This is a genomic window from Dactylosporangium sp. NPDC049140 (assembly GCF_040648435.1).
In genome coordinates, this window is sequence record NZ_JBEZDS010000002.1 from 42,186 (window position 1) to 56,896 (window position 14,711).

General features: G+C 71.8%; 14 protein-coding genes and 1 tRNA gene. 10 read left to right on the forward strand and 5 right to left on the reverse strand.

Annotation, left to right across the window (positions count from 1 at the left end; all coding sequences use genetic code 11):
• Positions 1-79: 79 nt before the first annotated feature.
• Positions 80-1,411 carry an aminotransferase class I/II-fold pyridoxal phosphate-dependent enzyme gene (locus tag AB0B76_RS03915; protein ID WP_360368896.1) on the forward strand — a complete coding sequence of 444 codons (1,332 nt, stop codon included), beginning with the start codon at positions 80-82 and terminating at the stop codon, positions 1,409-1,411.
• A gap of 32 nt (positions 1,412-1,443) precedes the next feature.
• The gene (locus AB0B76_RS03920) at positions 1,444-1,851 is read left to right on the forward strand and encodes a hypothetical protein (RefSeq protein WP_360368899.1); all 408 of its coding nucleotides are present in this window, start codon (positions 1,444-1,446) and stop codon (positions 1,849-1,851) included.
• A gap of 9 nt (positions 1,852-1,860) precedes the next feature.
• On the opposite strand, the gene AB0B76_RS03925 is transcribed toward AB0B76_RS03920, so the two are convergent.
• The 4 genes from AB0B76_RS03925 to AB0B76_RS03940 all read right to left on the reverse strand — a co-directional run bounded on the left by AB0B76_RS03925 (position 1,861) and on the right by AB0B76_RS03940 (position 4,730).
• The gene (locus AB0B76_RS03925) at positions 1,861-2,271 is read right to left on the reverse strand and encodes an ASCH domain-containing protein (protein ID WP_360368902.1); all 411 of its coding nucleotides are present in this window, start codon (positions 2,269-2,271) and stop codon (positions 1,861-1,863) included.
• Positions 2,272-3,120: 849 nt separating this feature from the next.
• A tRNA-Arg gene (locus AB0B76_RS03930) sits at positions 3,121-3,192 on the reverse strand.
• 89 nt (positions 3,193-3,281) lie between these two features.
• Positions 3,282-3,911: a DUF305 domain-containing protein gene (locus tag AB0B76_RS03935; protein WP_360368905.1), complete on the reverse strand. Its 630-nt coding sequence runs from the start codon at positions 3,909-3,911 to the stop codon at positions 3,282-3,284.
• Between the two features lie 3 nt (positions 3,912-3,914).
• Positions 3,915-4,730 carry a DUF3105 domain-containing protein gene (locus tag AB0B76_RS03940; RefSeq protein WP_360370187.1) on the reverse strand — a complete coding sequence of 272 codons (816 nt, stop codon included), beginning with the start codon at positions 4,728-4,730 and terminating at the stop codon, positions 3,915-3,917.
• Between the two features lie 343 nt (positions 4,731-5,073).
• On the opposite strand from AB0B76_RS03940, the gene argS reads away from it, so the two are divergent.
• The 5 genes from argS (at position 5,074) to AB0B76_RS03965 (ending at position 11,842) form a co-directional block, all read left to right on the forward strand.
• The gene (gene argS / locus AB0B76_RS03945) at positions 5,074-6,732 is read left to right on the forward strand and encodes an arginine--tRNA ligase (protein WP_360368908.1); all 1,659 of its coding nucleotides are present in this window, start codon (positions 5,074-5,076) and stop codon (positions 6,730-6,732) included.
• Positions 6,733-6,737: 5 nt separating this feature from the next.
• Positions 6,738-8,123: a diaminopimelate decarboxylase gene (gene lysA, locus AB0B76_RS03950; RefSeq protein WP_360368911.1), complete on the forward strand. Its 1,386-nt coding sequence runs from the start codon at positions 6,738-6,740 to the stop codon at positions 8,121-8,123.
• A gap of 15 nt (positions 8,124-8,138) precedes the next feature.
• A complete protein-coding gene (locus AB0B76_RS03955; protein WP_360368914.1) occupies positions 8,139-9,410 on the forward strand; it encodes a homoserine dehydrogenase in 1,272 nt (423 codons plus the stop codon).
• Positions 9,411-9,416: 6 nt separating this feature from the next.
• Positions 9,417-10,466: a threonine synthase gene (gene thrC, locus AB0B76_RS03960; RefSeq protein WP_360368917.1), complete on the forward strand. Its 1,050-nt coding sequence runs from the start codon at positions 9,417-9,419 to the stop codon at positions 10,464-10,466.
• 143 nt (positions 10,467-10,609) lie between these two features.
• Positions 10,610-11,842 (forward strand): MFS transporter, encoded by a 1,233-nt coding sequence (locus AB0B76_RS03965; protein ID WP_360368920.1) that lies wholly within the window; start codon positions 10,610-10,612, stop codon positions 11,840-11,842.
• 255 nt (positions 11,843-12,097) lie between these two features.
• On the opposite strand, the gene AB0B76_RS03970 is transcribed toward AB0B76_RS03965, so the two are convergent.
• Complete coding sequence (locus AB0B76_RS03970; RefSeq protein ID WP_360368923.1) at positions 12,098-12,400, reverse strand: hypothetical protein; 303 nt, start codon at positions 12,398-12,400, stop codon at positions 12,098-12,100.
• A 122-nt stretch (positions 12,401-12,522) separates the two neighbouring features.
• Here AB0B76_RS03970 and AB0B76_RS03975 point away from each other — a divergent pair, with 122 nt between their 5' ends.
• From AB0B76_RS03975 to thrB, 3 genes are all read left to right on the forward strand, one after another.
• Complete coding sequence (locus tag AB0B76_RS03975) at positions 12,523-13,374, forward strand: SPFH domain-containing protein (protein ID WP_360368926.1); 852 nt, start codon at positions 12,523-12,525, stop codon at positions 13,372-13,374.
• 6 nt (positions 13,375-13,380) lie between these two features.
• Positions 13,381-13,572 (forward strand): hypothetical protein, encoded by a 192-nt coding sequence (locus AB0B76_RS03980; RefSeq protein ID WP_360368929.1) that lies wholly within the window; start codon positions 13,381-13,383, stop codon positions 13,570-13,572.
• A 202-nt stretch (positions 13,573-13,774) separates the two neighbouring features.
• A complete protein-coding gene (gene thrB / locus AB0B76_RS03985) occupies positions 13,775-14,671 on the forward strand; it encodes a homoserine kinase (protein ID WP_360368932.1) in 897 nt (298 codons plus the stop codon).
• The last annotated feature ends 40 nt before the right edge of the window (positions 14,672-14,711 follow it).

Below are 14,711 nucleotides of genomic sequence, written 5' to 3' on the forward strand. Positions count from 1 at the left end.
TCATTCGGTACCGCCGGCAGCGCGCGGATCCGCGGCCGTACTCAGATCGCGGTGAGTACCGGTGGCCTAAGGTCGAGGTGTGACCGCGGTTTTTGCGCTGGCCGGGCGTACGGCGAGTGAGATCTCCGCCGCCGTCGAGGCCGGCGTGCGCTCCGGCGCGCTGCAGGCGGGCGACGCGCTGCCGCCCATCCGCGCCGCGGCCGGCCAGCTCGGGGTGAGTCCCGCCACCGTCGCCGCCGCCTACCAGGCGCTGCGGCAGCGGGGGATCGCCGAGGCGGCGGGGCGGCAGGGCACCCGCGTGCGGCCCCGGCCCGCCGTCGCGCCCGCGCGCGGGCAGTTCCGGCTCGAGGTGCCCGAGGGCGTGCTCGACCTGGCCACCGGCGGCCCCGATCCCCGGCTGCTGCCCGACGTCGGGCCGGCCCTCGCGCGGGCCGCGGCGGACGCCGAGCCCACCGGGTACGCCGCCGAGGCCTACCCTCCGCTGCGCGCGGCCGCACGGCGCACCCTCGCCCGCGACGGGGTCGACGCCGGCGAGCTGGCCGTGGCCGGGGGCGCGCTCGACGCCATCGAGCGGCTCCTCGGCGCGCACGTCCTGCCCGGCGACCGGGTCGCGATCGAGGACCCCGGGTGGGCCAACCTCCTCGACCTCGTGGCCGCGCTGGGGCTGCGCCCGGTGCCGGTGCCGGTCGACGAGTCGGGGCCCGACCCGCAGCGGCTCGCCGACGCGCTGCGCGGCGGGGCGCGGGCGTTCGTCGTGACCAGCCGCGCGCACAACCCGACCGGGGCCAGCGTCACCGCGCGGCGGGCCGCCGAGCTCCGCGCCGTGCTGGCCGGGCACCCGGACGTCCTCGTGATCGAGGACGACCACGCCGCCGAGCTCTCGGTCGAGGCGCTGCACCCGCTCGCCGGCGCGACGGAGGCGTGGGGGTTCGTGCGCTCGGTCAGCAAGCCGTACGGGCCCGACCTCCGGCTCGCCGTGGTGGCGGGCGACGCCACGAGCATCGGCCGGCTGACCGGCCGGCAGCGGCTGGGCACCGGCTGGGTGTCGCGGATCCTGCAGCGCGTCGTGACCGACCTGTGGTCCGATCCGGCCGTTGCCGGCGTGGTGGCGGCGGCGCGGAGCGAGTACGAAACCCGGCGCATCGGCCTCGTGAACGCCCTGCGGGAACGGGGTTTGACGGTCACCGGACGCACGGGGCTCAACGTCTGGGTGTCCGTTCCGGACGAGACGACCGCGGTGGCACGGCTGCGCGAGGCCGGGTTCGCGGTGGCGCCCGGCGCGCTGTACCGCATCGCCACGCCGCCCGCGATCCGGATCACGATCTCGGCGCTGGACCCGGATGTCGTACCGGCACTGGCCGACGCCGTCGCGCGGACGACCCGCACCGGCGCGGCCGCGCCCGGCGTCTGAGGCGCTGGACGGGATCTTCTACCGTCGGTGAGGTGGACCAGCAGACCAGGCCCCGCCCCGGCCCCGCCGGCATCGCCATCGCCGGCGCCGGCATCGCGCTCATCTGCGTCATCGCCTACTGCGGCATGATCCCCGACCAGGCCGACGTCACCTCCGCCGCCCGGGCGACCGCGTACGAGCTGGAGCGCACCCCGGTCCAGGGCCTCGGCATCAACATCTTCGACGTACAGCAGGCGCTGAGCATGGGCGCCCGCCGCGGCGCGAGCAACATCAAGGTGCGCGACGCCGGGCGGGACGCCGACCAGAACGATCTGTACGAGTTCACGAACTCCCGTGGCGACTACCCGGTCTGCATGACCGTCCACCTGGACATCGACCTGCTCGACGACTCGCCGTCGTTCCCGTCGGCGACGGTCGAGCAGGGGCGGTGCCCAGGCTGACGGTGTTCGTCACTCCTGGACCAGCCGGAACCGCTGCAGTACCGCCGGCGTCTCGTCGTTGACCGTGAAGCCGGGGTCGCCGAGCCAGCCGCGGTAGTCGCCCCCGTGCCAGAACTGCTCGTGCCCGGCCCGCCACTGCGCGACCGAGGTATCCCCTTCCCCTTCGTCGACGGCGTGACGCAGGTCGACGTCGCCGAGCCGCGCCACCCGGACGTCGACGACCTCGATCACCCCGACCCGCTTTCCGCCGGAGTCGATGACCGCGGACCGCTGCCCGGCGACGGGCAGCGGCTCCTCGTCGATCTCGAAGTCCTGCAGCAGCCCGGTGGTGGTCGTCTTACTGCCGTCGAGCACGGCCGCGACCAGCTTGTCGCGCAGTTCCCCCGGAAACCCGAACTCAGCAATCGGAAGCTCGTCCATGCGTCCCAGTCTGCCCGCACGGACGACCGTTGGTACTTCTCCCCGCCGGCGTGCTTCCGCGGGAGGCATCCTGTTCCTCGTTACTCCGTCGTGTTCTGCCGCCGGTCCGGGCCCTGGAGGAAGCGGGACAGTAACGGCAGACTGCAGCTTGCCAATCCGATGATCAAGCCCTCCGCGAAGGGCGAGTGGAACACGTCGCGCATCACGAATGCCATGTTCAGCGACAGGCTCACCGTGACGACGCCGAAAGCCAGCCACCGAGCCGCCTGGGATCGCTGCCACCGAGCCGTCTGAGATCGCATCCACAGCCCTCCGCCATGTAGGTACCTCGATGCTATGGCGCGGTGGTATCGCCGACCATCGGCTCTTGGCCCGGCCCTCGCCGCGCCCAGTTGAGGGCGTTCGCGCCGGCCTCGTTATCGCCTGATCTGCCGCTTGTCCGCGCCCGTGGCTGCCGCCAGGTCTGCTCGGGACATACCCAGCGGCAGGTGGGCCGCACCGAATTCAGTCAGCTACGAAATTCGCGCTCTTGGCGCGGTTGTCGTTGAGGGGCCGTCGAGCCGGCCGCGACCTGTGAGCCCGGCTGTCTACGGCCACCCTTCTTTCGACAGTCACCCGTGAGCATGTGCCAGTGGCGACCGGCACGCGGCGATTCGGGTGGGAGCAGCGGACGCCGGCCGTCGGTGCGGGTCTCACGGCGGTGGGTGTGTCCAGCCCGGACTCGCAAACCTCATGAACACGAGCGAGCCGGTGATCTGGCAGCGACAGCGAGGCCAGTGGCTGCGTAGCAGCCATGGGGGGTGCGGGGTGGGAACCCCCCGCCCCGCGCGCCAGCGCGGAGAAAAACTGTGCCCCCGGTAGGATTCGAACCTACGCCCCCGCCTCCGGAGGGCGGTGCTCTATCCCCTGAGCTACGGGGGCCTTAACGGCCTCGCAACAGCCTAGCAGAGCGCCCACCCACCCCACACACTGGTTCCCCTGGGGCGTATGGGGTGGGTGGAAAAGGCGCTCTACGAGGACAAAGGCTGGGAGCCCAAGTCCTTGAGTTTCTCGGTCAGCTGGGAGATGTCGTAGGACTGGGACACGCGGATTTTTTCCGCGGCGTCGCGTACCTCGGCGTTCGAGGCGTCCTTCGCGGCGATCTCCGCCATGTGGATGCCGCCCAGGTGGTGGCGCAGCATGAGCTGGCACCAGAGGGTGTCGAAGTCCTTGCCCGTCGAGGACTTGAGCTTCTTGAGCTCGTCGTCCGAGGCCATCCCGGGCATGCGGCCGTCGCTCTGGAGGGTGTTCATGCCCGATGGCATCCAGGCCATGGCCCGCTTCGACGACGTGGGGGAGAGGTGCCACTCGGTCAGCCAGGTCTGCATCTGGCCGATCTGCCACTGCTGGCTCGCGGCGATGTCGTAGCCCAGGTTGCGGATGTCGTCCGTGGAGCCCAGGCGGTAGGCGAACATCCCCATCTCGACGGCCTGCGCGTGGTGCACGCTCATGTCGCGGGCGAAGCCGGCGTCGATGGAGTCCTCGCCGGGGCGGTTCAGGACCGGGATGAGGTACCCGATCGCTACGCCCGTCACGAGTATGAGGACGGCGGCGAGCACGCCCAGGCTCAGGCGCGCCCGCCGTGAAAGTTGCGTCAGCACAGGTCAGTTGCCGCCCTGTTGCTGCTGTTGCTGCCCGGTGCCGTCCTTGCCGAGGTCGTGGGGCGTGGCGCCCGTCTCGGTGATGATGTCGCCGCTGGAGCACGGGGTGCCGGCCTCGAGCGACGCGTTCTGGCGCAGGGCCTTGATGAACTCGTCGATGCGCTTGTCGCCGGCGTTGTCGACCTTGAGCTGGAAGCCCCACGCCTGCAGGGAGATCGGCGTGTCCTGGTTCGGGTACGGGCTCATCAGCATGTAGTCGTTGCCGCGCACACGCTTGGCCAGCGCCTCGACCTGGTCGGCCGGGAGGCTCGGGTTGTACGTGATCCACACGGCGCCGTGCTCGAGGCTGTGCAGCGCGTGCTCGTTGGCGATCTGGGACGTGTACACGTCACCCAGGCAGCGCTGCCAGTTCGGGTTGTGGTTGCCGGCGACCGGCGGGCTCAGCTTGTAGGTCTGCGGGCCCCACACGTGCTCGCGCTGGCCGACCAGGGTCTTGTCGGTCTTGCGGTAGTCCTTGATGCCGCTGATCTGGTCGGCCCGGTCCTGCCAGCCCAGGCCGTTCTCGTACACCTGGTAGCCGGCGAAGCCCACGATGCCCAGGGCCAGCACGCCGACCGTGGTGAACAGCACGATCGGGCCCCAGCTCATGCCCTGCTTGACCTTGACCGGGGCGATCTTCTTGACCGCGGGCCGGGTGGCGGTGGCCGGCTTCTTCGCGGCGGCAGCGGTCTTCCCGGCTGGGGCGGTCTTGCGGACCGGGGCCGACTTCCGCGGGTTCGCCTTGGGCTTGGCGGGAGTCGAAGGAGCGTCGTCGGACAGGTCGGAGGAGTCCGAGACGTCCGAGACTTCCGCTGTCTCGATGTCCGAAGCGTCCTCGTCCTCGTCGCCGCCCTGCTTCGGCTTCGCGCCGGAGACGGCCTTAGTGGACGGCTTGCGGTTGCCGCCACCGTGCTGGGTGCTCATGCTCATCTCGTCGCCTCGCAACGCTCAGCGTTGTGCTCGCTCATCGGGCCTCGTCTGGTCAACGGTCGGGGGTCACGGCGGGGAACTGCTCCGGTGGGTCCCTCCCCCGTGGGGGAATCCGGTTCCAGCCGTCCCGCATTGTGACCAGCACAACGGGCCGCCGCCAAGTACCGGAGTCTACCCCCGATAACATTTGTCGGTGACTCCCGCTGAACTCGCCGTAGCTGTCCTCGCCGCCGCCCGGGCGGCCATCACCGAGCGTGACCTCGACGCATCCGTGCTCCCGGCGACGACCAGCGTGGAGCGACCGCGAAACCCGGAGCACGGTGACTATGCGTCCAATATCGCCCTGCAGCTGGGCAAGAAGGTCGGACTGAACCCGCGCGAGCTGGCTGGGGCGGTCGCGAAAAACTTGCAGGAAACTCCCGGGATCGCCGCCGTGGAGATCGCCGGGCCCGGGTTCCTCAACATCCGCCTCGCGGCCGCGGCCGTCGGCGAGCTCGCCGGGATGATCGTGCGGGGCGGCCGGGGGTACGGCCGCAGCGAGACCCTGGCCAAGGAGAAGGTCAACCTCGAGTTCGTCTCGGCGAACCCGACCGGCCCGGTCCACCTCGGGCACACCCGCTGGGCCGCGGTCGGCGACGCCCTGGGCCGCATCCTGAGCGCGGCCGGCGCCGACGTGACCCGCGAGCACTACATCAACGACGCCGGCGTGCAGATGAACCGCTTCGGCGAGTCGGTCATGGCCGCGGCGCACAACCGGCCGACCCCGCCCGACGGCTACCCCGGCGAGTACATCCAGGACGTGGCAAAGGCCGTCGTACAAACAAATCCTGACATTCTGCATTTGTCGGAAAACGACCAGAAAGAGGCATTTCAGGAGGCCGCCTACAAGGCGATGCTCAAGGAAATGCAGGACAGCCTCGAACGCTTCGGCGTCCACTTCGACGTCTGGTTCTCCGAGAAGACGCTGCACGAGGGCGGCGCCGTCGAGCACGCCCTCGACGAGCTGCGCAAGCAGGGCCACGTCTTCGAGTCCGAGGGCGCCGTCTGGCTGCGCACGAGCGACTTCGGCGACGACAAGGACCGGGTGCTGATCCGCTCCAACGGCGAGAAGACCTACTTCGCCGCCGACGCCGCGTACTACATCAACAAGCGCGAGCGCGGCTTCGAGCGCTGCATCTACATGCTGGGCGCGGACCACCACGGGTACATCGGCCGCCTCAAGGCCATCGCGGCCTGCGCCGGCGACGACCCGCAGCGCAACATCGAGGTGCTCATCGGCCAGCTGGTCAGTCTGCTGCGCGGCGGTGAGCCGGTACGGCTGAGCAAGCGCGCCGGCACCCTGATCACCCTCGACGAGCTCATCGACGCGGTGGGCGTGGACGCGGCGCGGTACTCGCTGGCCCGCTCCTCGACCGACTCCCCGCTGACCCTGGACATCGAGGTCATCACGCGGCAGAAGAACGACAACCCGGTCTTCTACGTGCAGTACGTCGGCGCGCGCACCGCCTCGATCGCGCGCAACGCGGCCGAGCTGGGCCACGAGCGCACCGAGGCGTACGACGCGGCTCAACTGGTACACGAGAAGGAACTGGATCTTCTGAAGGCCCTCGGCGACTTCCCGGGCATCGTCGCCACCGCGGCCGAGCTGCGCGAGCCGCATCGCGTGGCACGCTATTTGGAGGACCTGGCCGGGGCCTACCACCGGTTCTTCGACAACTGCCGCGTGCTGCCCCTCGGCGACGAGCCGTTCACGGAGACGAACCGGGCGCGGCTCTGGCTCAACGACGCCACCCGCCAGGTCATCGTCAACGGTCTGGACCTGCTCGGCGTCTCGGCGCCGGAACGGATGTAGAGGACATGCGCGCACACGAGGCCGGGACGCTCCACGCGGACCTCGGCTCCAACGGCCCGTCCTGGCTGCGCACGCCGGACGATGTAAACGCATTGGTCCCGATTTTGTGGCCCAAAACGGTCAAACGCGGTGCAAGCGGTGCGCTCGAGGTCGGCGGCGTCGACGTGCACCGGCTGAGGGAAGAGCACGGCACCCCGGCCTACATTTTCGACGAATCGGACTTTCGGGAAAGATGCCGAAATTTCCGGAACGCGTTCGGCGGCGCCGAGGTCTACTACGCCGGCAAGTCCTTCATCGCCACCGCGATCGTCAAGATCCTCGTGGAGGAAGGCCTCAGCCTCGACGTCTGCAGCGGCGGGGAGCTGGCGGTCGCGCTCAGAGGTGGCATGCCGCCGGAGCGCATCGGGTTCCACGGCAACAACAAGTCGGTCGAGGAGCTCACCGCCGCCGTCGAGGCGGGCGTGGGCCGGATCATCGTCGACTCCTTCGACGAGATCGAGCGCCTCACCCAGATCGCTCTCAAGGCCGGCCACCGCCCGCGCGTCATGGTCCGCGTGACCGTCGGCGTCGAGGCCCACACGCACGAGTTCATCGCCACCGCGCACGAGGACCAGAAGTTCGGGTTCTCCCTGGCCGGCGGGGCCGCGGCCGAGGCGGTCGACAAGATCCTGGCCGACGACGTGCTCGAGCTGCGCGGCCTGCACTCGCACATCGGCTCGCAGATCTTCGACGCCTCCGGCTTCGAGGTCGCCGCCCGCCGCCTGCTGTCGCTGCAGGCCCGGGTCAGCGAGGTGCACGGCCGCGAGCTGCCCGAGCTCGACCTGGGCGGCGGGTTCGGCATCGCGTACACCACCCAGGACCAGCCCGCCGACCCGCACGAGCTGGCCGGCGACCTGCTGCGGATCGTCAAGCAGGAGTGCGCCGCACTGCACCTGAGCGTTCCGCACCTGTCCGTCGAGCCCGGCCGGGCGATCGTCGGGCCGGCCGTGTTCACCCTCTACGAGGTCGGCACGGTCAAGGACGTCGACGGCATCCGCACGTACGTCTCCGTCGACGGCGGCATGAGCGACAACATCCGTACCGCGCTGTACGACGCGGCCTACTCGGCCACCGTGGCCGGCCGGGCCTCCTCCGAACCGCCGATTCTCGCCCGCGTGGTGGGAAAACATTGCGAGTCCGGGGACATCGTCGTGAAAGATGAATTCCTGCCGGCGGACGTCAAGGCCGGAGATCTTCTTGCGGTCCCGGGCACCGGCGCCTATTGCCGCAGTATGGCGAGCAACTACAACCACGTTCCCCGCCCGCCGGTCGTGGCGGTGGCCGATGGCACGGCGCGTGTCATCGTCCGCCGGGAGACCGTGGACGATCTGCTGAGACTGGACGTGGGGTGACAGATGCCGCAATCGGTGAAGGTAGCGCTGCTGGGCTGCGGGACCGTTGGTTCCGAGGTGGTCCGCCTGCTGCACGAGCAGGAGCACGACCTCACGGCCCGCATCGGCGCGCCGCTGGAGGTGGTGGGCGTCGCCGTCCGCCGCCTCAACAAGGCGCGTGAGCTGCCGATCGACCCGGCGCTGTTCACGACCGACGCGCACGCCCTCGTCACCCGCGAGGACGTGGACGTCGTCGTGGAGGTCGTCGGCGGCATCGAGCCGGCCCGGTCCTGGCTGCTGGAGGCCCTGCACGCCGGCAAGAGCGTCGTCACGGCCAACAAGGCCCTGCTCGGCGAGGACGGCGCCACGCTGCACAAGGCGGCCGCCGACTGCGGCGCCGACCTGTACTTCGAGGCCTCCGTGGCCGGTGCCATCCCGCTGCTGCGCTCGTTGCGCGAGTCGCTGCACGGGGACCGGATCACCCGGGTGACCGGCATCGTCAACGGCACCACGAACTTCATCCTGTCGTCCATGGACGCCACCGGCGCCGGCTTCGCCGAGGCCCTCGAGGAGGCGACCGCGCTCGGCTACGCCGAGGCCGACCCGACCGCCGACATCGAGGGCTTCGACGCCGCGGCCAAGGCCGCGATCCTCGCCTCGATGGCCTTCCACAGCCGGGTCACCTCGGCCGACGTGCACCGTGAGGGCATCACCGAGGTCACCGCGGCCGACATGGCCAGCGCCAAGGCGATGGGCTGCACCATCAAGCTGCTGTGCATCGCCTCGAAGGCCAACGGGGCCGTCTCGGTGCGCGTGCACCCGGCGATGATCCCGCGCACCCACCCCCTGGCCGGCGTCGGCGACGCGTTCAACGCCGTCTTCGTCGAGGCCGAGGCGGCGGGCCAGCTCATGTTCTACGGCCGCGGCGCCGGTGGCGCCCCGACCGCCTCCGCGGTGCTCGGCGACGTGGTCGCCGTGGCCCGCAACCGGCTCGCGGGCGTCCACAGCGCCTCGGAGTCGGCCTACGCGGACCTGCCGGTCTCCCCGATCGGGGACGTGCTGACGCGGTACCACATCAGCCTTGACGTCTCCGACAAGGCGGGCGTGCTCGCCGCGGTCGCGGGCGTCTTCGCCAAGCACGGCGTCAGCATCGCGACGGTGAACCAGTCCGGTCGCGGCAACCAGGCCGTGCTCGTCATCGTCACGCACGCCGCGCCGGATCGGGCCCTCGCCGCGACCGTCGCCGAGCTGAGAGCACTGGACATCGTTCGCGCCGTGGCGAGCGTCCTGCGGGTCGAAGGGGAGTAAGGCGCCATGTGGCGTGGGTTGATCGAGGAATTCCGGGACCGCCTCCCGGTCGGGCCGCAGACCCCGGTGGTGACGCTGCACGAGGGCAACACGCCCCTGCTGCCCGCGCCGGAGCTCTCCGCGCGGACCGGCTGCGACGTGTACCTCAAGGTCGAAGGGGCCAACCCCACCGGCTCGTTCAAGGACCGCGGCATGACCGTCGCGGTGTCCAAGGCGCTCGAGGAGGGCTCGAAGGCGATCATCTGCGCCTCGACCGGCAACACCTCGGCGTCGGCCGCCGCGTACGCCGCGCGTGCCGGCATCACCTGCGCCGTGCTGGTGCCGACCGGCAAGATCGCCCTGGGCAAGCTCGCCCAGGCCCTCGTCCACGGCGCCCGCCTCCTGCAGGTCGCCGGCAACTTCGACGACTGCCTGGCCCTGGCCAGCAAGCTGTCGCTGGACTACCCGGTCGCGCTGGTCAACTCGGTAAACCCCGACCGGCTGCAGGGCCAGAAGACGGCGGCCTTCGAGATCGTGCGCACCCTCGGCGACGCGCCGCACATCCACTGCCTGCCGGTCGGCAACGCGGGCAACATCACCGCCTACTGGATGGGCTACCAGGAGGAGGCCGCGGCCGGCCACGCCACCCGCCGCCCGCGCATGTTCGGCTTCCAGGCCTCCGGCGCCGCCCCGATCGTCAAGGGCGAGGTGGTGCGCGAGCCGAGCACGATCGCCACCGCCATCCGCATCGGCAACCCGGCGAGCTGGACGAAGGCGACCGACGCCCGGGACGAGTCCGGCGGCCTCATCGACGCCGTCACCGACCGCGACATCCTGCAGGCATACCGGCTGCTCGCCCGCTCGGTCGGCGTGTTCGTCGAGCTGGGCAGCGCGGCCAGCGTCGCCGGCCTGCTCCAGGCGATCGCGCAGGGCCGCGTCGAGCCGGGCCAGACGATCGTCTGCACGGTCACCGGCCACGGCCTGAAGGATCCGGAGTGGGCGATCTCGACGGCGCCCGCGCCGACCACCATCCCGGCCGACCCGCTCGCGGCCGCGAAGGCGCTCGACCTGGCCTAGAAGGGTTTTGGCCCGGGCCGCCTCACCGGCGGACCGTTGCTCCCGCATGACTCGGGCCGGGGCCCAGCTTCGCTGGCCCTGGCCCTGCGACTGCGCGGTGCCAAGGGCAAGAACCCGCTGGCGCCCGGCGCTACGGTGTTCAGGTGCCGCCTGCCCTTTCGGTCCTTACGCGCAACAAGGACTTCCGCAACCTGTTCACCGCGGACCTGATCGGCCTCGGCGCCGACTGGTTCGTGATGATCCCGCTGCTCACCCTGCTGCCGCACCTCACCGGCTCGGGCCTTTGGGGCGGCCTCGTGCTGGCCGCGGACACCGGGGTGACGGCACTGCTGCTGCCGTACACCGGAACCGTCGCCGACCGCGTCGACCGCCGGCGCATCGTGCTCGCCGCCGACCTCGCCATGGCCGCCTGCGCGCTGCTCCTGCTGCTGGTGCGCACGCCCGCCACGGCCTGGATCGCGCTGGTCGCCGTGGGCGCGATCGCCGTCGCCAAGGCGTTCTTCAGCCCCGCCGCCCAGGCCGCCCTGCCCAACGTGGTCGACCCCGAGGACCTCCCGGCGGCCAACGCGCTCGCGGGCTCGGCCTGGGGCGCCATGCTCGTGATCGGCGCCTCGCTGGGCGGGATCGCGTCGGAGGCCTTCGGCGCGTACCCGTGCTTCGTCATCGCCTCGGTCCTGCTGCTCTTCTCGGCGCTGCAGGTCTGGCGGGTGCGCCGCCCGATGCAGGCCGAGCGCACCGAGCCCCCAGCCCCCGCGTTCGCGGCGATCGCGGAGGCGCTGCGCTACATCCGCGCCAACCCCCGCATCGCCTCGCTGGTCACCGTCAAGTCCGCGGTCGGCTTCGGCAACGGCGTGCTGACCGTCTTCCCGCTCCTGGCCGCCGCCCTGGGCGCCGGCCCCCTGGGCACCGGCCTGCTCTTCGCCGCCCGCGGCCTGGGCGCGCTCGTCGGCCCCGTGGTCCTGCGGCGCGTGCTGTCCCACCGCGCCTGGCTGCTGCCCGGGCTGGCCCTGTCGATGTCGCTGTACGGCCTCGCGTACCTGGGCGTGAGCCTGATGACCTGGTTCCCACTGGTGCTGGCCGGCGTGGTCGTCGCCCACCTGGCCGCGGGCGGCAACTGGATGATGTCGAACTTCGTGCTGCAGGCCGAGGTCCCGGACGCGCTGCGCGGCCGGGTCTTCGCCACCGACTTCATGCTGGCCACGCTCTCGGTGGCGGCGAGTCAGCTGGCCGTGGGCGCCTTCGTCGACCACGTCGACCCGCGAGTGCTGCTGGCCGCCTGCGGCGCGGTGACCCTGTTGTACGCGGGCGCCTGGTCGCTGATCGCACTGCGCCGCCGGGATCAGCCACAGCCGGAGGCGAACGCGGCCGGCGCCTGATCGCTTGTCGCGGCGGGCTTCTGGTCGCTGGTCGCGGCCGGCTTTTGGTCGCGGTCGGCTTCTGGTCGCTGGTCGCGGCCGGCTTTTGGTCGCGGCGGGCTTCTGGTCGCTGGTCGCGGCCGGCTTTTGGTCGCGGTCGGCTTCTGGTCGCTGGTCGCGGCCGGCTTCTGGTCGCGGTCGGCTTCTGGTCGCTGGTCGCGGCCGGCTTCTGGTCGCGGTCGGCTTCTGGTCGCTGGTCGTGCTGCGCGGCCGGGATCAGACGCAGCCGGAGGCGAACGCGGCCGGGCCCAACAACGCGAGCCAGCCCGAGCAGAGCAGCCCGAGCGCCGCCGCCCCGAACAGCAGTGCCGCCGGGATCGACCACAGCCCGTAGGCCTCGCGCACGGCGGCGAACGCCAGCAGCACGGCCGCCAGCATCCCGGCCATCGCCAGGAACGGCAGGCCGCCCGGGCCCTCGGCCGAGCACCGCTCCGCCTCGGACCGCACGGCCGCGTACCACAGCACCCCGCCGGACGCCGCGAAGATCAGCCCCGCCGCCCCGAATGATCGCAAGTTCACCTGACATCGACGCGCGACGAGGCGCATCGGTTGACACGGGCGTCGATGAAAGTTTCCCGGAGCGGCTTGCGGGCGTGGGCTATCGTAGTGATATCACTTCGATAGCCTCTCAAGGAGTAGTCATGGAGCGACGGGCGTTTCGTGTTTCCGGGTTCGCGATGCTCGGCGTGCTGCTGATCCTGATCGCCGCGGCCGTGGCCGCGGCCAACAAGCTGGCCGAGGCCCCCGGCACCGGGCTGGTCGTGCTGCTGTCGCTGGTCGCGGCGCTGGTGGTGAGCGGCTTCACCGTGGTCAACCCCAACGAGGCCCGGGTCATGCAGTTCTTCGGCCGCTACGTCGGCACCATCGTCGACGCCGGCTTCCACTGGACCGTGCCGCTGAGCGCCAAGCGCCGCATGTCCCGCCGGGTGCGCAACTTCGAGACCGACCGCCTCAAGGTCTCCGACGCCGACGGCAACCCGGTGGAGATCGCGGCCGTGGTCGTCTGGCGCGTCGTCGACACGTTCAAGGCGTCCTTCGGCGTGGACGACCACATCTCCTACGTCGCCGTGCAGTCCGAGGCGGCCGTGCGCCACCTGGCGACGAGCTACCCGTACGAGTCCCACGACGACGGCCGCTCCAGCCTGCGCGAGGGCAACGTGGTGAGCGAGGAGCTCACCGTCGAGCTCGGCGAGCGGATCGCGCTGGCCGGCGTCGAGGTGCTGGAGTCGCGGATCACCCACCTCGCGTACGCGCCGGAGATCGCCCAGGCCATGCTCGCGCGCCAGCAGGCCAGCGCGATCGTCGGCGCCAGGTACAAAATCGTGGAGGGGGCCGTCGGCATGGTGCAGAACGCGCTGGAGCGGCTCGGCGAGCTGCAGGTCGTCGAGCTCGACGAGGAGCGCAAGGCCCAGATGGTGGCCAACCTGCTCGTGGTGCTCTGCGGCGACCGCAACGTGCAGCCCGTGGTCAACACCGGCACCCTCTACGCCTGAGCGATCGTGCCCGAGCGGAAGAAGCTGCTGCTGCGGCTGGATCCCCAGGTCTACGACGCCGTCGCGCGCTGGGCGGGCGACGACCTGCGCAGCGTCAACGCGCAGATCGAGTTCGCCCTGCGCCAGGCGCTGCGCCAGGCCGGCCGCGAGCCGAGGCGCGGCCCGACCCCGGCAGGGGAGGACGCCGGCGAGGACTGACCCGCGCGGGCGCGCGCCGCGAGCCGCTGACCGCGCCGCGTCCGGGTCGCCGGCCCGGTCCGGTCCCAGGGTCGGCGAGGACCGGCCCGCGCGGCCGCGAGCCACAGCGCGGTCAGCCCGCCCCGGGCCCGGCCCCCGGCCGGCGAGGACTGATCCGCCATCCCGGGAAATGGGCTCGGCGTCCTCATGGTGAGATGAACCCATGGTCTTCCTGTCCCGGCCCGTCGTCGTGCGCGTCCCCGCGACCAGCGCCAACCTGGGCCCCGGCTTCGACGCCCTCGGTCTCGCGCTGACGCTGTACGACGAGGTCGAGGCGCGCGTCACCGGCGGCGGCGTCACGGTCGAGGTGACCGGCGAGGGCGAGGGCGACCTACCGGCCGACGAGACCCACCTGATCGTCCGCGCGATGCGCCACGCCTTCGGCGCGCTCGGCGAGCAGCCCGCCGGCCTCGCCCTGCGCTGCCGCAACCGCATTCCCCACGCCCGCGGGCTCGGCTCCTCCTCGGCCGCCATCGTCGCCGGGATCGTGCTGGCCCGGGCCCTGGTCGAGGACGGCGCCGCGCGGCTGGACGACGCCGCGGTGCTGGTGCTGGCCGACGAGCTCGAAGGTCACCCCGACAACGTGGCCCCGTGCCTGCTCGGCGGCTTCACGATCGCGTGGACCGGCGCCGGGGGCGCCGCGGCCGTGCGCCGGGACCCCGACCCCGGGATCCGCCCCGTGCTCTTCGTACCCGAGGAGCGCGGGCTCACCCAGGTCGCACGGGCCGCGCTGCCCAAGACCGTCCCGCACGGCGACGCCGCGTTCAACGCCGGCCGCGCCGCGCTGCTCGTGCACGCGCTGACCGTCGATCCGGACCGGCTCTTCGCGGCCACCGAGGACCGGCTCCACCAGGACTACCGCGCCGAGGGCATGCCGGGCACCGCGAACCTGGTGGCCGGCCTGCGCGGCGAGGGCGTGGCCGCCGTCGTCTCCGGCGCGGGCCCGAGCGTGCTCGCGTTCGGCATCGGGGCCTGGACCCCGCGGCCGGTGCCGGGCTGGCGCGTCCTGCCGCTGGACATCGACGGCACCGGCGCCCGGCTGGGCGGCGACCTGATCTGAGGCCGGACCCCGCGGCCGGTGCCGGGCCCGCGCGTCCCGC

What these genes read in the sequence shown, in the direction of transcription:
- AB0B76_RS03925 (WP_360368902.1), bottom strand. Translation starts at nt 2,271, where the DNA reads ATGGACGAGCTTCCGATTGCTGAGTTCGGGTTTCCGGGGGAACTGCGC.
- lysA (WP_360368911.1), top strand. Translation starts at nt 6,738, where the DNA reads ATGCGCGCACACGAGGCCGGGACGCTCCACGCGGACCTCGGCTCCAAC.
- thrC (WP_360368917.1), top strand. Translation starts at nt 9,417, where the DNA reads ATGTGGCGTGGGTTGATCGAGGAATTCCGGGACCGCCTCCCGGTCGGG.
- AB0B76_RS03975 (WP_360368926.1), top strand. Translation starts at nt 12,523, where the DNA reads ATGGAGCGACGGGCGTTTCGTGTTTCCGGGTTCGCGATGCTCGGCGTG.
- thrB (WP_360368932.1), top strand. Translation starts at nt 13,775, where the DNA reads ATGGTCTTCCTGTCCCGGCCCGTCGTCGTGCGCGTCCCCGCGACCAGC.